The 18,494-nt window shown below is 62.4% G+C and carries 16 protein-coding genes; 8 read left to right on the top strand and 8 right to left on the bottom strand.

Annotated features, from left to right (window positions below; genetic code table 11):
* Positions 1–60 precede the first annotated feature (60 nt).
* A complete protein-coding gene (locus QWE_RS19750) occupies positions 61–492 on the bottom strand; it encodes a hypothetical protein (RefSeq protein WP_006727944.1) in 432 nt (143 codons plus the stop codon).
* 99 nt (positions 493–591) lie between these two features.
* Between QWE_RS19750 and QWE_RS19745 the strand changes: the two genes are divergently transcribed.
* On the top strand, positions 592–948 hold the full coding sequence (locus QWE_RS19745; RefSeq protein ID WP_006727943.1) for a DUF952 domain-containing protein: 357 nt from the start codon (positions 592–594) through the stop codon (positions 946–948).
* On the top strand, positions 948–2,036 hold the full coding sequence (locus QWE_RS19740; protein WP_006727942.1) for a quinone-dependent dihydroorotate dehydrogenase: 1,089 nt from the start codon (positions 948–950) through the stop codon (positions 2,034–2,036). The genes QWE_RS19745 and QWE_RS19740 overlap by 1 nt, the downstream gene beginning before the upstream one ends.
* Here the strand turns inward: QWE_RS19740 and QWE_RS19735 are convergent.
* Genes QWE_RS19735 through QWE_RS19725 form a run of 3 tightly spaced genes read right to left on the bottom strand, consistent with a single transcriptional unit; the run spans position 2,012 to position 4,166 of the window.
* Positions 2,012–3,358, bottom strand: coding sequence for an MATE family efflux transporter (locus tag QWE_RS19735; protein WP_006727941.1), 1,347 nt, complete (start codon positions 3,356–3,358; stop codon positions 2,012–2,014). The genes QWE_RS19740 and QWE_RS19735 overlap by 25 nt on opposite strands.
* Before the next feature lie 36 nt (positions 3,359–3,394).
* Positions 3,395–3,892: a CAP domain-containing protein gene (locus QWE_RS19730; protein ID WP_006727940.1), complete on the bottom strand. Its 498-nt coding sequence runs from the start codon at positions 3,890–3,892 to the stop codon at positions 3,395–3,397.
* A 7-nt stretch (positions 3,893–3,899) separates the two neighbouring features.
* The gene (locus tag QWE_RS19725; RefSeq protein WP_006727939.1) at positions 3,900–4,166 is read right to left on the bottom strand and encodes a DUF6460 domain-containing protein; all 267 of its coding nucleotides are present in this window, start codon (positions 4,164–4,166) and stop codon (positions 3,900–3,902) included.
* A 167-nt stretch (positions 4,167–4,333) separates the two neighbouring features.
* On the opposite strand from QWE_RS19725, the gene QWE_RS19720 reads away from it, so the two are divergent.
* The 4 genes from QWE_RS19720 (at position 4,334) to pdeM (ending at position 9,368) form a co-directional block, all read left to right on the top strand.
* A complete protein-coding gene (locus QWE_RS19720) occupies positions 4,334–5,272 on the top strand; it encodes a class I SAM-dependent methyltransferase (protein ID WP_006727938.1) in 939 nt (312 codons plus the stop codon).
* 115 nt (positions 5,273–5,387) lie between these two features.
* Positions 5,388–6,026 carry a YitT family protein gene (locus QWE_RS19715; protein WP_006727937.1) on the top strand — a complete coding sequence of 213 codons (639 nt, stop codon included), beginning with the start codon at positions 5,388–5,390 and terminating at the stop codon, positions 6,024–6,026.
* A gap of 49 nt (positions 6,027–6,075) precedes the next feature.
* The gene (locus QWE_RS19710) at positions 6,076–8,595 is read left to right on the top strand and encodes a ligase-associated DNA damage response DEXH box helicase (RefSeq protein ID WP_006727936.1); all 2,520 of its coding nucleotides are present in this window, start codon (positions 6,076–6,078) and stop codon (positions 8,593–8,595) included.
* Between the two features lie 56 nt (positions 8,596–8,651).
* Positions 8,652–9,368 carry a ligase-associated DNA damage response endonuclease PdeM gene (gene pdeM, locus QWE_RS19705; protein ID WP_040300748.1) on the top strand — a complete coding sequence of 239 codons (717 nt, stop codon included), beginning with the start codon at positions 8,652–8,654 and terminating at the stop codon, positions 9,366–9,368.
* Positions 9,369–9,377: 9 nt separating this feature from the next.
* Here pdeM and QWE_RS19700 read toward each other — a convergent pair whose 3' ends face one another.
* On the bottom strand, positions 9,378–9,932 hold the full coding sequence (locus QWE_RS19700; RefSeq protein WP_040300747.1) for a dihydrofolate reductase family protein: 555 nt from the start codon (positions 9,930–9,932) through the stop codon (positions 9,378–9,380).
* Positions 9,933–10,025: 93 nt separating this feature from the next.
* On the opposite strand from QWE_RS19700, the gene QWE_RS19695 reads away from it, so the two are divergent.
* Complete coding sequence (locus QWE_RS19695; protein ID WP_006727933.1) at positions 10,026–10,523, top strand: winged helix-turn-helix transcriptional regulator; 498 nt, start codon at positions 10,026–10,028, stop codon at positions 10,521–10,523.
* Between the two features lie 3 nt (positions 10,524–10,526).
* Here the strand turns inward: QWE_RS19695 and QWE_RS19690 are convergent, their stop codons facing one another.
* The 3 genes from QWE_RS19690 to QWE_RS19680 form a co-directional block, all read right to left on the bottom strand.
* The gene (locus tag QWE_RS19690) at positions 10,527–11,330 is read right to left on the bottom strand and encodes a TIGR02186 family protein (RefSeq protein ID WP_006727932.1); all 804 of its coding nucleotides are present in this window, start codon (positions 11,328–11,330) and stop codon (positions 10,527–10,529) included.
* A 1-nt stretch (position 11,331) separates the two neighbouring features.
* On the bottom strand, positions 11,332–12,249 hold the full coding sequence (locus QWE_RS19685; RefSeq protein ID WP_006727931.1) for a sulfite exporter TauE/SafE family protein: 918 nt from the start codon (positions 12,247–12,249) through the stop codon (positions 11,332–11,334).
* 204 nt (positions 12,250–12,453) lie between these two features.
* Entirely contained in the window at positions 12,454–16,239 is a 3,786-nt protein-coding gene (locus QWE_RS19680) for a peptidoglycan-binding protein (protein WP_006727930.1), read from the bottom strand.
* Between the two features lie 396 nt (positions 16,240–16,635).
* Here QWE_RS19680 and QWE_RS19675 point away from each other — a divergent pair, with 396 nt between their 5' ends.
* Positions 16,636–18,429, top strand: coding sequence for an acyl-CoA dehydrogenase C-terminal domain-containing protein (locus QWE_RS19675; RefSeq protein WP_006727929.1), 1,794 nt, complete (start codon positions 16,636–16,638; stop codon positions 18,427–18,429).
* The last annotated feature ends 65 nt before the right edge of the window (positions 18,430–18,494 follow it).

Raw genomic sequence — 18,494 nt, 5'->3', positions numbered from 1 at the left:
CCTGACGGCGCACTAGACAATGGTCGTGCAACGAATGGGTGAACGAGGCCTGTTTTGCGGTCAGGTTCGGTTCGGAACGGGGTCGCCCGGCTTACCCTGCTCCTCGCCCTGGAATTCCTGCACCAGCCCGAAGAAAGCCCGCATGAAGCGCTCCATGATGCCGATCGAGCGGTCGATCTCCGCGTCGCTCGGAAGCTCGCCGCTTTTGGCAGCAGTACCTTCGGCCACCTGCTTTTCCAGCGCTTCGACCCGTTTTTCCAGCCGGGCGAGATCCGCGTCGTAAGCGGCACGTTCGTCTGCCGCCATCCGGCAGGTGAGCGTGCCCTCGGCTTCGGTGCAGAGTGTCACGGCCCCTGTCTGCCGATCGAGCCGTACGAAACCGTTGTCCGATTTTTCCAGCGTGAAGCGGTCGGTGCCAGCATCCTGCGCCATCGCGAAGGAAGCGCCGAGCGTGAGCGCCGCCAGTGTGAGAACTGTCTTGCCGATGGACATCTTGTCTCTCCTCCTGTCGTCCGCATCTCCCGGCGTGGACATTTGACCGCGTTTGCGGCAAACCCGCCTCGACCCTCATGATCTTGGAGAGACCGGACCTTGGACAAGACCATATATAAGATCGTGCCGCGAGAATTATGGCAGGAGGCACGCGACGCGGGCCTTTTCAAAGGCGCGTCCATCGATCTCAAGGACGGTTACATCCATTTCTCGACAGGAGCCCAGGCGGTGGAGACTGCACGTCTGCATTTCGCAGGCCAGTCTGACCTGCTGCTTGTAGCGGTCGATGCGACCGTCTTCGGCGAAGCTCTGCAGTGGGAAGCGTCACGCGGAGGAGATCTCTTCCCCCATCTTTACGCCGATCTGCCGCTCGACGCCGTGCTCTGGGAAAAGCCCTTGGCCCTCGGTGGTGACGGACTGCATGTATTCCCGGATATCGATGCGGAGAACCGCTGATGCTCGACCTCTTCTCGCTCGGCCGTCGCGGCCTTTTTCTCTTCGATGCGGAAACGGCCCATGGTCTGTCGATCGCGGCCCTGAAAACCGGCCTCGTCCCGACCTGCAAGTCCGCCGCCGATCCGCGTCTGGCCCAGACGGTTGCCGGCATCCGCTTCCCGAACCCGCTTGGCATGGCGGCCGGTTACGACAAGAATGCCGAGGTGCCGTATGCGCTGCTGTCGCTTGGCTTCGGTTTTGCCGAAGTCGGCACGCTGACGCCCAAGCCCCAGACCGGCAATCCCAAGCCGCGCATCTTCCGCCTGGAGCGCGATCACGCCGTTATCAACCGCCTCGGTTTCAACAATGAGGGGCATGAGGCGGCGCTTGCCCGGCTCTCTGGCCGTCGCAACTGTGATGGGATCGTCGGTGTGAATATCGGTGCCAACAAGGATGCGACCGACCGGATCGCCGACTATGTGGCCGGCATCCGCCGCTTCTATCCCGTGGCGACCTATTTCACCGCCAACATCTCCTCGCCGAACACCCCGGGTCTGCGTGATCTGCAGGCCAAGGAAAGCTTGGATGCGCTCCTGTCTGCCGTACTCGCCGCGCGTTCTGAAGAAAGTCTGCGGGCAGGCAAGCGCCTCCCGGTTTTCCTCAAGATCGCCCCGGACCTCACGGACGAGGGCATGGACGACATCGCCGAGGTCGCAGCCGCCCATGATCTCGATGGCCTCATTGTCTCCAACACCACGCTGTCGCGCGACGGCCTGACGGACCCGACTCTGGCGGGTGAGGCCGGCGGCCTGTCCGGAGCTCCGCTTTTCGACAAGTCGACCGCGGTTCTCGCCCGTATGCGAAAGCGCGTTGGCCCGGCTCTGCCGATCATCGGGGTCGGCGGCGTGTCGTCCGCGGAGACTGCGCTGGAGAAGATCCGTGCCGGCGCCGACCTCGTGCAGCTCTATTCCTTCATGGTCTATGAAGGGCCGGCTTTGCCGGGACGTATCCTGCGCGGCTTGTCGTCGCTGCTCGATCGCGAACAGGTCGCCAATGTCAGCGAATTGCGAGACACCAGGCTCGATCATTGGCTGTCGGTGAAGGTCTGATTGGTCTTGGGTTTCAGGCGCGCAAGCAGTAAAAGGCCGCGTAGACCGAGAAACACATTGAGCGCGATCCAGAGTCCGTGATTGGAAAACGGGGGCACGAGCACGGCGACCGTCGCAAGATAGCCGGCAAGCGCGACGAGCATCATGTTGCGCATGTCGGATGACCATGTCGCACCGATGAAGACCCCGTCCATGTGAAAGGCGAGTGCTCCGGTCAGCGCGGTCAGCGCCGCATAGATCAGATAGGTCTCGGCAACGCTGCGCACATCGCCGGCCGTGGTGATGAAGTCGATGATCGCCGATCCGAAGACCAGGAAGAACGCAAGGCTCGCCAGAGCCAGGCCGAAGGACCAGACCCCAGTGAGCTTCACGGCACGCTCGAAGGCGCGCCGCTGTTTGGCGCCGATCGTTTCGCCCGTGATCTGCTCGGCCGCCGTTGCCATGCCGTCGAGATAGAAGCTGGCGATCATGAAGAAGTTCATCAGAACGGCATTGGCCGCAAGCGTTACGGCGCCGAAACCGGCCCCGATGCGGGTCATGACGGTAAAGGCAGTGATCAGCGAGAAGGTGCGGATCAGGATGTCCCGGTTGAGCCGGAAAAGCGCCATTAGCTTGGCGCGGTCGGTGATCATCGAGATCTTAGGGATTGCGGTGCGACCGTAGCGCCAGAAGATGAAGGCGAAGCCGGCGATCATGGCGACGAACTCGCCGATGACGGTACCCCAAGCGACGCCGGCAATCCCGTATCCGAACGTCAGACCAAGCAGGATCGACATGGCGATGTTGACGCCGTTCAAGAGGATCTGCAGCGCAAGCCCGACAGAGCCGAGCCCGCGCCCGAGCACGAAGCCGAGCAGGGTGAAATTCGAAAGCGTCAAGGGAGCCGCCAGAATGCGGATGCCGATATAGGTGGCGGCAGCTGCCTGAACACCACCATCGGCGCCCATCAGCGCGGGGCCAAAGCCGACGATTGCGGGAGAGACTGCGAGGATCAGCAAGCCGAAGCCAAGCGACAAGACGATCGAGCGCCAGAAGACGGCGAAGAGTTCGGATGGCTCCCCGCGTCCTTGCGCCTGGGCGACGAGGGCCGTCGTCGAGGCTCTCAGAAAATTCAAGGAGGCGAAGAGAAGGTCGAAGAGAGCTGCTGCAATCGCGAGCCCTGCCAATTGCGCTGCATCGCCGCTACGTCCGACAACTGCGGTATCGGTGAGCCCCAAAAGCGGTGTCGTGACGAAACCGAGGGTCATCGGTACCGCGATCGCCAGCACGCTGCGATGGGTGACCTCGAACGGTCTGGAGGCGGGGAGTGACGGGCTGTGCATTCTGTGCTCCGGTGGGGACCGGAGCGACAGAATCACTCAGGCCGAGAGCACCATGGCCCAGTAAGGGCGGTTGCCGGAAGCGGAATCCCAGGCAACGGCGACGCCGAGCCCGTTGAAGCTGCCGGTCATGTTGTCCAGATGCCGCTTGGAGTCGATCCAGGCCTGCACGGCACGCTCGACGCTATCCTGGCCCGCGGCAATGTTTTCGGCTGCTGGCAAGGGTACGCCATGTCCCTTCATGCGGGCGCCGAAACTGTCGTTGAAGCCGATCAGATGCGACATCTCGCCAGCGCGTGCCATGCGCTTGGCCTGGGCCACGGCCGCCACTTCCGCGGGGCGACCGCGGGAGAGGGAGGAGAGGCCACGCGATTGCCGGAGCCTGTTCACCATCGGCAACGCGGCGTCCGTCTCAGCCCGGGCCTGGCCGTCATCGGGGTTGAGAATGTCGGTGGACCGGCAGCCAGTGATCGCTGCCGTCATGACGCCGGCCGAGATCAGGATCAGCCGACGGCGATTTAGAACAGGCTCGGGCATGGCGACGTCAGTTCCGTGACGCGAAGAGGCGGAGCAGGATGAAGGCGGGGATGACGATCGTAGCGCCGATCAGCAGATACTGCCCGACCCTTCCAAGAGCGTCGAACCCCGTGTACCACAGGTCGATGATGAAGAACCTGATGCCGTCGAGCAGATCCATCGGATCAAGCCCGAAGATCGACATCACAAAGCCGACGATGAGCGAAACGACGATCAGCTTGACGATCGTGCGGCCCGGCGTGTCGCCGAGAAATCGATTGAGGCCATCAGCCATGCGTGTCTCCTGTTATCGTTCGCTGATATGGGCGCTGCACGCCCGCCCCGCAAGCCGGCAAAGCAGCGGCTTGCGATAGGACTTGAGTTTTTTCCGGGGATCGGTCAAGACCGCGCGCCCGCTCCATGCTGGATCACCCCATGCTGGCAGGCGCAAGGATCTCTTCGATGCACCCCACCCAGTTCTCGTCCGGCGACGTCATCGCCGACCGCCGTGCCGACTATGCGCGCATGCTCGCTGAGAATGGCGAACATGAGGCAGCAGTCGAACTGATGGAACAGGCCTTGGAACTGGTGCCGGACTGGCCGGCCGGTCTGTTGCGTCTTGCGGACTATGCGGAAAAGGCCGGGCAGGCAGAAAAGGCGATACCCGCTCTGCGCAGACTGCTCGTGCTCGACCCGGAAGATCTGTTCGGCGCGCAGTTGAAACTGGCTCTGCTCGGGGCGGAAGATATCCCGGACCAGCCACCATCTCGCTATGTCGAGGCGCTTTTCGATGACTATGCCGATCGTTTCGATACGGCCCTGGTCGAGAAGCTGGATTATTCGGTTCCGGCCAAGCTCGCCCGGCTGATCGTCGAGCATGAGGACCGGCGCTTCGATCTGGCCGTCGATCTCGGATGTGGCACGGGTCTTTTCGGCGCCGAGATCCGCGACAGAGTGAGCCGGCTGGAAGGCTTCGACCTCTCGGCCAACATGCTCGCCAAGGCCGAGGAAAAGGGACTCTACGATTTCCTGGCGAAGGCCGATCTGTCGCTTGAAGCGACGGAGTCAGGCCTGTTCGATGATGGCCTCGCAGAAAGTCGTGCCGATCTCGTCTCCGCGGCCGACGTGCTGATGTATCTGGGTGACCTCGCCAACGCCTTCGCACTTGCCGCGCAGCTTTTGAAACCCGGCTCGCTTCTTGCCTTTTCGGTCGAAGACGCTGGCGAGGGCGACGGCTTTATCCTGGCGCCGAGCCTGCGTTATGCCCACACCGAGCAGCATGTAAAGTATCGTCTCGATGAAAACGGCTTCGACCTCGTGAAGCTGTCGCGAACGACCATTCGCATGGATGGCGGGAAACCAGTCTCCGGCATACTGTTTCTTGCTGGCCGGAAGGCCTGACGAGCAGCATTCTTGCGATTTGCTCAATAGGTCAGATTTGCTGACCTATCCTCCTTGTTTCCCAGGGGATCTCGGGTACAATTTGTGCTTGGGAGGTCAAGGTCTGGAGAGCAAGATGGCGCCGTTGACGAGCATGCTGGGAATCTGGAATTCGAACCCGACACGCCATACGCCGGCAGAAGATCTGCAGGGCCTCGTGGCCGGCAGCCTGATCGCCGCACTCGGCCTTTATTTCCTCGCCCAGGTCGGCCTTCTGACCGGCGGCATGGCCGGCTTGGCCTTTGTTCTCCACTACTGGAGCGGCTGGAGCTTCGGTCTGCTCTTCTTCCTGCTCAATCTGCCCTTCTATATCCTCTCGCTGCGTCGCGTCGGCCTCGATTTTACCATCAAGACCTTCGTGGCCGTCGGCCTGACCTCCTTCATCGTCGAAATCGAGAGCCGTTTCCTCGTCATTCAGAGCATCGCGCCGGTCTGGGCGGCAATCCTTGGCGGCCTGCTGCTCGGCTTCGGCCTTCTCGCGCTCTACCGCCACCGCGCCAGCCTCGGCGGCCTCGGCATTCTCGCCGTCTACATCCAGGACCGCTTCGGCATCCGCGCAGGCCTCGTGCAGCTTGCCTTCGACCTCTGTGTCATGGCGCTGGCCTTCGCCGTCGTCAGCCCTTCCGTTGTGCTTTATTCGGTGATTGGTGCTGTGGTCTTGAACCTCTTCCTCGCAATCAACCACCGCTCGGACAGGTATATTGCGCTGAGGTGATACCTCTTTCACCCCTTCTCTTTCCGCGCGCGTCCACTACCTTGGGGCGGTGACGACAGCTGATTCCGCCCTTGCACTTCTGCCTGCCCCCTTCGTCCGCTGGTTCGGCGAAAAGGGCTGGCAACCGCGTGACCATCAGCTGGAGCTGCTGGCCCGGGCGAGATCCGGCGAGAATGGCGGCGAGAGCCTGCTGCTGATCGCCCCGACCGGTGCCGGCAAGACGCTCGCAGGTTTCCTACCGTCGCTGACCGAACTGACCGAGCGCGGACGGAAAAAGCCGGGGGAAGCATTCACCGGCATTCACACGCTTTACATCTCGCCGCTGAAGGCACTCGCCGTCGACATCGAGCGCAACCTGATGAAGCCCGTCACCGAGATGGGGCTTGCGATCACCATCGAGAATCGCACCGGCGACACACCGGCGCACAAGCGCCAGCGGCAGAAGACCAATCCGCCGGATATCCTGCTGACAACGCCGGAGCAGGTGGCTCTGCTGATCTCGCACTCGGATTCTGAGCGCTTCTTCAAGGACCTGCGCTACGTCATCTTCGACGAACTGCATTCGTTGGTCACCTCGAAGCGCGGCCATCTGCTGTCGCTCGGCCTCGCACGCCTGAGGAAGCTGGCTCCCGGTCTGAAGACCATCGGGCTTTCGGCAACCGTCGCCCAGCCGATGGATCTGCGCCGCTGGCTGGTTGCCCAGCGGCAGGACGAGGAGGCGGCAGCCGGTCTGATAACGGTCGAGGGTGGCGCGCGACCCAACATCACAATCCTCCAGACAGAGGACCGCATCCCCTGGTCCGGTCACAGGGCGGTCTATGCCATTCCCGAGATCTACAAGGTCCTCAAGGACTTCCAGACGACGCTGCTCTTCGTCAATACGCGCTCCCAGGCCGAGATGCTCTTCCAGGAGCTCTGGACCGTCAATGACGACAATCTGCCGATCGCGCTGCATCACGGTTCGCTCGATGTTTCGCAACGCCGTAAGGTGGAGGCCGCCATGGCCGAAAACCGGCTTCGGGCGGTTGTGGCAACCTCCACCCTCGATCTCGGCATCGACTGGGGTGACGTCGATCTCGTCATCCATGTCGGTGCGCCCAAGGGCGCTTCGCGCCTCGCCCAGCGCATTGGCCGCGCCAATCACCGCATGGACGAGCCGTCCCGGGCGATCCTGGTGCCTGCCAATCGTTTCGAGGTCATGGAATGCCAAGCGGCACTCGATGCCAACTATATCGGCGCACAGGACACGCCGCCGGTCGGCGAGGGCTCGCTCGACGTGCTGGCCCAGCATGTGCTCGGCATGGCCTGTGCCGATGCCTTCGACGAGGAGGGCCTTTATCGCGAGGTGACGACGGCGCTTCCCTATGCCGCGCTCCCGCGGGAGACCTTCGCCCGTATCGTCGATTTCGTCGCGACCGGCGGCTATGCGCTTCGAACCTACGAGCGCTACGCCCGCATCCGTCGCCGCAAGGACGGGTTATGGCGTGTCTCGAACCCGCAGGTCGCCCAGCAGTATCGCCTCAACCTCGGCACCATCGTCGAAATGCCGATGCTGAATGTCCGGCTGGTCAAGCGCAACCATCTGGGGTCGATCGGTCGCGGGGGCATGACGCTCGGCAAGGTCGAGGAGTATTTCTTCGAACAACTGACCCAGGGCGATACCTTCCTCTTCTCGGGCAAGGTGCTCCGCTTCGAGGGCATCAGAGACAATGAATGCCTTGTCTCCAACGCTTTCTCGATGGATCCGAAAATCCCGGCCTATGCCGGCGGCAAGTTCCCGCTCTCGACCTATCTCGCCGAGCAGGTGCGTGCCATGCTCGACGACCCCGATCGCCGCACGGCGCTGCCGGATCAGGTGCGCGACTGGCTCGCCTTGCAGCAGGAAAAATCCGTCCTGCCGAAGCGCGGCGATCTGCTGATCGAGACCTTCCCGCGCGGCGAACGCTTCTACATGGTGATCTATGCTTTTGAGGGCCGCCTCGCGCATCAGACGCTTGGAATGCTGCTCACCCGTCGCCTGGAGCGCATGCGGGCCGAGCCGCTGGGCTTTGTCGCGACAGATTATGCCCTCGCCATCTGGGCCTTGGAGGACATGGGCTCGCTGATCGCGCGGGGAGCACTCAGCCTCGCAGACCTCTTCGACCAGGACATGCTGGGAGACGATCTCGAAACCTGGCTCGACGAGAGCTTCATGCTGAAGCGCACCTTTCGCAACTGTGCCGTCATTGCAGGGCTGATCGAACAGCGCCACCCCGGCAAGGAAAAGTCCGGCCGGCAGGTGACGGTGTCCTCGGATCTGATCTACGACGTCCTGCGCAGTCACGAGCCGGACCATATCCTCATGCAGGCGACGCGACAGGATGCCGCCGCCGGACTTTTGGACATTGCCCGCCTTGCCGATATGCTGGAGCGAATCAAGGGGCACATCCTGCACAAGCGCCTGACGCAGATCTCACCGCTCGCCGTGCCGGTCATGCTGGAGATCGGCAAGGAGCCGGTCGCGGGCGAAGCCCAGGAGCATGTGCTGTCCATGGCAGCGGAAGATCTGATCGCCGAAGCCATGGCATGAATCATGCGGAGCGGCTATGACGAGGCCTGATGCTGCGGAATGAAGACATGACGGGTATGACGGCAAGGCGCCTCGCGCCAACAGAGACACTGGAAACGATGGCCGAGATTGCGCTTTCGGGCGTAGCCGCGGTCTGTGATCTGACCGGCGCTATGTATCTGCCCGACCATCGCACGCTCGTCGTCTCCGACCTGCATCTTGAAAAGGGCGCGGCCTTTGCAAGGCGCGGGCAACTGCTGCCGCCCTACGACACGCTGGCAACGCTTCGTCTGCTCGAGAACGTGGTGACGCGTTACCAGCCGGCGACGATCATTAGCCTCGGCGATAATTTCCATGACCGCGTCGGTTCGGCCCTGATGCCACTGGTGTTTCGCGAGATGATCCGTGGTCTGGTCGCCGGACGTGAGATCGTGTGGATCAACGGCAACCATGATCCGGATGGCACGACGGCTTTGCCGGGCGTGTCGATGGATGAGTTTTCGCTCGCAGGCCTCACCTTCCGCCACGAGCCTTCGCTCGCCCATGGTAAGGGCGAGGTCGCGGGCCACCTGCATCCCTCAGCCACCGTACGCCGCCGCGAAAAATCGGTCCGCCGTCCATGCTTTGCGACAGATGGCTTGCGGATGGTCATGCCCTCCTTTGGCGTTGCCACCGGTGGCCTCGATCTGCGCCACAAGGCCTTCACCGGCCTTTTCGCCCGTACCGACCTGATCGCCCACCTGCTCGGCCGCGACCGGATCTATTCGGTGCGCTACAGCAATCTGCTCGGTTGATCCTGTCTGTTAGCTTGTTGTGGTCGCATACCGCAGGATGACGGCGCCGGTATCGATAGGCCGTGCCTCAAGCAGTGACAGCCTCTTTTCCGAACCCGTTTTGAACAACGAGTTGCCTCTTCCCAGAAGAACAGGGGCAAGGCAGACGCGAACCTCGTCCATCAGTCCTGCCTCTAGAAGCGTGTGCTGCAGTTCTGCACTGCCGAAGACGAAGATCGTCTTGCCAGGCTGGGTTTTCATGGCGCGCAGATCGGCCACGGCATCGGGAAGGATACGCGTGTTATTCCATTGCGCTTCATCCAGACTTCGACTGGCAACACCTTTGGGCTTGGCATTCATATAGGCCTTGATCTCGAGCTCTTCCGTCGCGTCCTGCCAATGGGCAGCCATACCCTCATAGGTCTTGCGGCCGAAGACGATGAAGTCGGTCTCCTCGCCAAGCGACAGGGAGTATCGACGCAGGTCTTCTCCCCAGGCGCTCAGGTGGAAGGATAGGTCCCACGGCATTTCACCTTCGAAATAGCCGTCCAGTGACATCAGGTTCCAGCCGATCAATTGACGCATCATAGCCCTCCTAGAAAAACTGATTGCATATTGAAACCGGTTGATCGGTATTTCATCTGATGGCAAAGCGCAATCGGTTTTTGGGAGTGTGTCATGACTCAGCGCTCGGGCTGTCCGATCAATCTGACGTTGGAGGTGCTCGGCGACCGTTGGAGCCTGATCGTCGTTCGTGACGTGATGTTCGGCAATCGCCGGCATTTTCGCGAGCTTCTGCAGAACTCCGAAGAGGGCATCGCCTCGAACATTCTGGCCGACCGACTGAAACGTCTGGTCGCCAATGGGCTTCTCTCCCGTGCAGACGACCCGTCGCACAGGCAGAAGGGTGTCTACAGCCTGACGGAGCCTGCAATCCAGCTGGTGCCGCTGCTCGCTGCGATGGGAGCGTGGGGCAGGAGACATCGACCGGTCAGTGAGGATTTGTCGATCCGTGCGGAGATCCTTGAGCGTGGTGGCCCCGAACTCTGGGAGGCCTTCATGGCCGAGCTGAGGGTGATCCATCTGGGCGCTGAACGCGAGGCCGGAGCCCGCGACGTCTTGCGCGAGCTGACGGAAGCCTATCTCGAGGTCAAGGCAAGAATGGAGACCGGCTAAGCCTCAATCCTTCCGGAAGATCAGGCTCGCAGCCCAACCCGTGATCAAGGCAAGCAGCACGGCAAATGTGCCGTAGGCCAGAGGCTGTTGATGGGCGGCTTCGGTGATCGCCTCTTCCAGGCCCGTCTTGATGACGCGCAGCGGCAATTCCCGCTCCCCGATGAACTCGCCCGACTTGAACAGGTAGGCATGCACCGTGTGAACCCCATTCGGGATACTGGCGGGTAGCCGAAGCGTCGCCTGAAAGAGGCTCGATGACACGAAGCGCACGCCACCCGTATCGCGCTGGTAGAGACCGCCATTCTGTTTCAGCCTGCGGAACGCCTCGCGGAACTCGCGAAGATTCGCGGAATTGCTGATGAAACCCGTAGGGGTCAGCGCGAGGTGATCGATGCCGATGCCGAGAGAGGTGAGCACATCGTCCTCGGCGATCTCTTCCACCGGTCGGGTGCTGGCCAAGGAATAGGAGATTGGCATTTGTTCGAAGGTCAGCGATGTCCGATTGACCCAGATCCCGAACAGCCGTTCCTTGCGACGAACGGTCGTCCAGTCGCGTGGCCCTTCCAGGGTCACGACGATATCATACTGCCCGATGGCAAGAAGCAGCTGATCGGTGTTGGTGAGTGCGCCGAAGACGGTCAGATTGGCGCCAGAAAAGTCCGAAGTGATCGCGATCTCGCTGGTCGAGATGCCGATCTCAAGGCCTTCGCGTTCTGCAAGCTGCGTCGTCAGCGGATCCTGGGCGTTCGCCGGTGTCGACCAAGCGGTGAGGGTAGCCAGGGCGAGAGCGAGAAAAGCTGCCTTCATCTCAGCCTCCGATCGCCAGCGAGTAGATGTCGTCGGGTGTCACGACCAGTTCGACCGCGAGACGCACACCGACCGCGAGTACGAGAAGCCCCAGCAATGCGCGCAGTTGCTCGCCGCGCAGCTTCTGGCCGACACGGACACCGTATTGCGCGCCGATTACCCCGGCCACCATCAGGATGAAGGCGAGCACGATGTCGACGGAATAGTTCGTCGCGGCCTGGACGATCGTCGTGTAGGCGGTGGTGAAAATGATCTGGAAGAGCGAGGTCCCGACGACCACGTTGGTTGGGATGCGGAGCAGATAGATCATGGCCGGAACCATGATGAAACCGCCGCCGACACCCATGACCGAGGTCAGTATGCCGATGCCGAAACCGAGTGCCAGAATCGGGATGACACTCAGATAGATCTTCGATTTCTTGAAGCGCATCTTGAAGGGCAGGCGATGAACCCAGTTGTGCTGCCCCGGCCGCTTCAGGGGGACGGCTTCGTTGCGTGCGGCTCGGCGAAGCGCCCGCAGGCTCTCGGCCAGCATCAGCCCGCCGACGGTTCCAAGAAAGATGACGTAGAGCAGCGAGATGATCAGGTCGAGCTGGCCGAGACGCCTCAGCCACGAGAAGATGTAGATGCCGATCGTCGCACCGACGAGACCCCCTATCAAGAGGACCGTTCCAAGCTTCATATCCAGCGTGCCACGCCGGAAATGCGAGATGGCGCCTGATACGGAGGAAGCGACGACCTGGTTCGCGCCGGTTGCAACGGCGACGACAGGAGGAATGTTGTAGAAGATCAGGAGCGGCGTGATCAGGAAGCCACCGCCGACGCCGAACATGCCCGAGAGGAAGCCGACAGCCGCGCCCATTCCAAGAATGATGAACACGTTGACCGACAACTCGGCGATCGGCAGATAGATCGTCACGTCAGGACCTCAAATGCGGGTAGCCGCGCGTTGGGGCGCGGTCACGTCAGGGCATTCAGCCCCTCGTTCTCTCTCATGCTGGATAGGCGCAAGTCCTTGATCGGACTTGCTCCCCTTTGAATTCTTTTCTGCGCCTCAAGGCCATCCAAGTCAATTCGAGAGCCCGTCATAAACCCCTATTCGCGGTCTTTTATGACAGCCGCATCATTTGTTGCGGGCCAGAAGCTCGGTCACCAACTTATCCGTCACCTGACCCGTCGGCTGTTCACCGATCGATGTCTGGAAGGCCTTGATCGCCGAGACTGTCTTGGCACCCATCACGCCGTCGGGCGTTCCTGCGTCATAGCCGTTCTTGTTGAGAATGGCCTGGATGTTACGGATCGCCTTCTTCATGTCGACGCTTGCGGTTTTCAGGCCCTTGCCGGCCCATTCGTCCGGCGTATTGACCGAATTGGCGTCCGGGTCCATCTCCTTGGCCTTCCAGAGGTCCACCTCGGCGCGGGCGCGTTCGAGTTCTCCTGGCTTCAGCGCATTGGCCACTTCGTCGCGCTTTTGCGCCGCGTCCGTATCGCCACCCTTGGCTGCGATCGCGAACCACTTGTAGGACGTCACCAGATCCGGTGCGGTTCCGTTGCCTCGGGCGCTGAGGATCGCGAGATTGAACTGGCTGTCCGAAATGCCGTAATCGGCGGCTTTGCCGAACCATTCGACCGCCTTGGCATAGTCCTGCGCGCCATCCTTGCCGGAGGCGTAGATGACGGCGAGGTTGTGCATGGCGCTGGCATTGCCGGCATTCGCCGCCATTTCGTAATAGCGCTTCGCGTCGCCGATATTGGGTGCGACGCCCGTGCCCTTTTCGAGGAAATTGGCCAGACGGTACTGGGCAGGGGCAAAGCCCTTGTCGGCGGCGAGGCGATACCACTTGGCCGCTTCGGCAAAGTCGTTCTTCACACCGCGACCCTCGGTATAACGGGCGCCGATTTCGAAGAGTGCGACCGGATCGCCATTCTTGGCAGCAATCGAAAGCGATGGCGGCGTGATTTCCGCGGGAACCACGATCTCTGCTGACGGAGCCGCGGGCGCGATTTCCTGGGCGACAACGACGTTGGCCTCGGAATCGGCAACCCTGGTCGGCGCTTCGAGTGTCTGGCTGGGCGCGCTGGCCGCGGGCGCCATGAGCGCATTGACGGGAGCCGTCTCACCCGCCTGAACACGTGCCGGTGTCGTCGATGCGGCCCGAGCGGCGACGAGGTCTTCCCCTGTATCTGCTGGAGGCTCAGCCTGAGCGGAGGCCGCCGACGGTGTCGCCGTGCCGGTGTCGCTCTGAACAGCGGCTGCATCAGCGGTGTCGACCGCAGGTTCTGCGATGACGGCCTCGCTCGTCTCATCCGGGCCGGTCTCTTCGACAACGGCGGGCGCATCGCTGCGGGTCAGCGTATTGACGAGCGGCATGGCCATGGCAACGAGGAGCACGGCGCCCACGGCCATCATGATGGGGCGGCGATACCGCGCGAAGAGGGAGGTTTCCCCTGACTTCGCCTTGGCCTTCACATCGGCCACGGTCTTGTTGCCCGAGGGCGTTGTCTTCTGGGCGCGATCCATTTCCATCGCGGCCGCCTGGGCGGCGCGCCGGGCGGCGGCGATGTAGTCCGTCCGGTCCCCATTGTCGGCGCCAACAGGGCTGGCGCCCTTGGCTGCCTGCTGACTGGCACGAACGCGCTCAAGGATTTTGCGTACATCGGGCGCTCCGGAGCCGGGCTCAAGGAGTTCATTCGCGTCGTCGGGCGGCAGCACATCGACCGGATCGATCGACGGCGAAGGGTCGACCATCTGGCGCGGTTCGGCAGGGGCCTTCGGCGCCTTCTTGCCCGGCATCAGCTTCTTGCCGAGACCGGCGAGCAGGCTGGGCTTCGCAACCTTCTTTTCACGCGCGGCATCGATCACCGGCAGTGCGGTCATGGTCTGGGCGAAATCGTCCGCTGCCGCGAGCAGTTCCTGATCAATCGGATGTGCCGGTTCGGTGACGGGTTCCGCCATCATGCGCGGCGGTTGCGGAACCGGTGCCGCGGCTTCAGGTGCGCGCGGTGCGGGAGCAACAGGAGCCTGGGCGAAGAGAGGTGCTGCTTCGGTCTGCTGTCCGATATGGTGCAACTCGTCGAGCCTTCCGGCGATCTGCACGAGCGTGTCATGCAGGGCCTCGAAGGTGCGGTGGGTCCGCTCTTCCGAATGACGGCTATAGTCTTCGAGCTGCTTCAGGTGATCGGACAGGGCCGACAGCGCAGAAATGTCAGCCGATGCCGCCTGGCTGCCGACTGGGAAGCGCTGGGCGAAATTGGCCATGACGGTTTCGGCGGCCTGACGGGCTGCCTCGATGATGTATTCGTCGCTCGTCGCAACATAATCCTCAAGGGCCGAGATCCGGCCAGAGACCTCTGGATCGGACGGCGACGGCTGGCTGATCAGCTGGGAGAGATGGGCGATCTGGTCTTCCAGACCCTTGAGGCTGGCGCTTTCGCTGATGGGGGCAGAGGAACTCGTTTCCTCCAGGCGATCGACGACGGCATTCAGCCGGTCTTCCAGGTTACGAAGCGCGCTGTCGTCAATGACGGCGACCGCCTGCGGCGTATCCAGCTCCTCGATCCGCTGTGAAAGAAGTTCCAGCCTGTCTGCGAGGCGGTCGTTGACAGCTCCACCATCCAGCGCATCGATCTTGCGCGAGATGTCGGCAAGGTAGCCGGTCAGTTCCGGCGCAGGCGCCGGCCGCTGTACCTTTTCCAGCATGTAGGCGAGATGTTCGAGACGCTCTTCCAGGCGGACGGCGCTTTGTTCGGTGGAGAGCTGTTCGATGCGCTCCGTCAGGAGTTCGAGCCGCTCGGCCATCTCGTGCGAGGCATCCGGCTGCGGCGGGCGCCGCTCGGAAATGGTCTCGATCTGTCGGGCAAGGCCGGTGAGCCGCTCTTCCAGCCGATGGAAGGTTGCCGGATCATTGCCCGGACCGGTGTTGCGGCTGCCGGCCGCGATGGCACGGGTGATTTCGTCGAGCCGCATGTCGAGCGAGGCGAACTGCTCGGTGAGCTTGCGCTCGTTCGGATCGATATGTGCACCGATATGTTCGAGCGCAGACGCGACGGTCACCAGCTTGTCTTCCAAAGCCCGGATCGCGCGCGTGTCGCCCATGCCGCCGAGCTGCGACTTGATGTCGTCGAGGCGGTCGGCGATGCGGATGATCTCGTCGCGCATCGCGCCGGTGTCGAGGCCATCGAGACGGACTTCAACATCTTCCCAGCGGCGCTCTATGCGGCGCATGGAATCCTCGCGGGCAAGCCCGTCCATCAGCGACCGCAGGTCGTCGAAGTCTTCACGCAGACCGCCGGTGCCCGGAGCCTTGATGCCCTCGAGCCGCTGGATGCTTTCAGCCAGACGGGCGATGTCCTGGCGCATGTCGTCTTGGGGGCGGCTTTCTTCGGCGAGCTGGCGGATCGAGCGCATCTCGTTGCGAAGGCCGGCGATCTCGCGCGACAGGCTTTCGCCGATATCCTGCTTGAGCTCGCGGCGAAGGCCGCTCAGGGCTTCCACAACGTCGTCGCTTGCGCGCGCCGGCATCGGGGCGCTCGGACGGGTGGTATAGGCCGGCTGCGGATCGGCAAGCGGAGGAACGGGTTGACGCAAGGGCGCACGCGCCGGCGCATCGTCGCTGCGGCTGTAAAGGCTGCCTTCGCTGCCGTGTTTGCGGCTTTCTTCCAGAGCGCGCTGGCGCTGGCGAATTTCAGCCAGGGGATCCGGCCGCGTATCGCGCTCGCTGCGCGGCGGATCGCTCGCGCGACGACCGGGAAGCGCGCGTGACACCGGCTCGTCTGCACCGCGGCTGCGGGCCGTCTGCTGGCCGATCAGGCCCTCGATGCGAGCCTCGAGCCCTTCGATCGTGCGGCTCAAGGCATCCAGCGAGGATGGGCTGCCGGGCCGTTGGGTCTGGGATCGCGATCCGTTCATGGTTCTGCTCGCCTCGATGGTGCCGGATGCAAAGTGCGTCCGAATGCGTCCGGGTGGTCCCATTTGACCCCGACGACTGCCTCGTGGCCCAGGGGGGCGGGGAGGCGCGGCGGAATCGCGGATGGATCACCAGCTTTCGAACGCAACCTTTCATGAAACATGGTAAACAAGCCGTTAAGCTTCGCCAAAAATCAGTGAATGCGGTGGTCCGTCGTCTCCCGTCACGCCCCGCGCAAGCGCCTTTCGTTAGAAGCTGCGCAAGGAAGGGGACGACGCTGCATCCGGCACAAAAATGCCGCAGCCAAAAACTTTGACGTTTACGCGCACGTCAATTATTTGTATAAGCAGACCCAGTCCGATCCCGTCGGAAACCATGTCTTTGGAGGAAGATGCCCGATGCCTGTCTACAAGGCCCCCGTAAACGACACGCTTTTCATTCTCAACGACGTGCTTGGCCTGGAGCGGTATAACAACCTGCCGGGCTTCGAGGATGCCACCCCCGACATGATCGAAGCGATCATCGGTGAGGCCGCCAAGCTTGCGGAAGAGCAGCTTTTCCCACTCAATCTCTCCGGCGACCAGGAAGGTTGCGTTCGCTCGGACGACGGTTCGGTGAAGACGCCGAAGGGTTTCAAGGAAGCCTACGACGCCTACTGTCAGGGTGGCTGGCTCGGTCTGTCGATCCCGGCTGAATTCGGCGGTCAGGGACTTCCCTATACGCTGCATACCGCCGTCGGCGAGTACATGTCGTCTGCCAATATGGCGCTGATGATGTATCCCGGCCTCACCCAGGGCGCGATTGCCGCGATCCTGGAGCACGGCTCCGACGAGCAGAAGCAGAAATATCTGCCGAAGATGGTCGAGGGCATCTGGACCGGCACGATGAACCTCACCGAGCCCCATTGCGGCACCGACCTCGGCCTGCTGCGCACCAAGGCGGTTCCTGATGGCAACGGCGCCTATAAGATTTCCGGCCAAAAGATCTTCATCTCGGCCGGCGAACACGACATGTCGGATAACATTATTCACCTCGTGCTCGCCCGCATCGAAGGCGCGCCCGAGGGCACCAAGGGCATCTCGCTCTTCATCGTGCCGAAGTTCATGGTCGGCGACGACGGCTCGGTCGGCAGCCGCAATACGGTCACCTGCGGCGCCATCGAACACAAGATGGGCATCCACGGCAACGCCACCTGCGTGATGAACTATGACGAGGCGACCGGCTACCTGATTGGTGCCGAAAACAAGGGCCTCGCGGCCATGTTCGTCATGATGAACGAGGCCCGCCTCGGCGTCGGCCTGCAGGGCCTGTCTATCTCGGAAATCGCCTATCAGAACGCCGCCAACTATGCCCGCGAGCGCATTCAGGGCAGGTCTCTGTCAGGTGCCAAGGCGCCGGAAAAGAAGGCCGATCCGATCATCGTCCACCCGGACATTCGCCGCACGCTGCTGACCATCAAGGCCTTCAACGAAGCCGGCCGTGCTTTCACGCTCTGGACCGCGCTGAAGTCCGACGTCGCCCACCGCTCCGGTGACGCGACCGAAAAGCAACTCGCAGATGACGTGCTCGGCCTGATGACGCCGATCCTCAAGGGTGTCTTGACCGACAAGGGCTTCGACCATGCGGTCATGGCCCAGCAGGTCTATGGCGGCCACGGCTATATCGAAGAATGGGGCATGTCGCAGTATGTCCGCGATGCCCGCATCGCGATGATCTACGAGGGTGCCAACGGCATCCAGGCGCTCGACCTCGTCGGCCGCAAGCTTGGTCTCAATGGAGGCCGTGCCGTGATGGCGCTTTTCAAGGAAATTGGCGATTTCTGCGAAGAGAACCGTGGCGACGAGAACCTGTCGGCCTACACCAAGAGCCTGAAGAAGGGTCTGAACGACCTGCAGGCTTCCACCATGTGGTTCATGCAGAACGCCATGGCTAAGCCCGACAACGCGGGTGCCGGTTCGACCGACTACATGCACCTCTTCGGCCTCGTTGTGCTCGGCTACATGTGGGCCAAGATGGCCAAGGCGGCGAACGATAACCTGGCCGCAGGGTCTGGCGATGCCGACTACTACAAGAACAAGCTGTTGACCGGCCGTTTCTATATGGAAAAGGTCATGCCGGAGACGGCCCTGCGCAAGGCTCGCATCGAAACCGGTGCCGACAGCCTGATGGAAATGGCCGCCGAGGCGTTTTGATTGCGCGACCTGCTCCCTCCCCCTTGTGGGGAGGGTGGGGGGAGGGGCCTTTTTAGGCTGAAACC

The organism is Agrobacterium albertimagni AOL15 (assembly GCF_000300855.1).
In the GTDB taxonomy this organism is placed as follows: Bacteria; Pseudomonadota; Alphaproteobacteria; order Rhizobiales; family Rhizobiaceae; genus Allorhizobium; species Allorhizobium albertimagni.
This window is presented reverse-complemented; position numbering and strand designations above follow the sequence as displayed.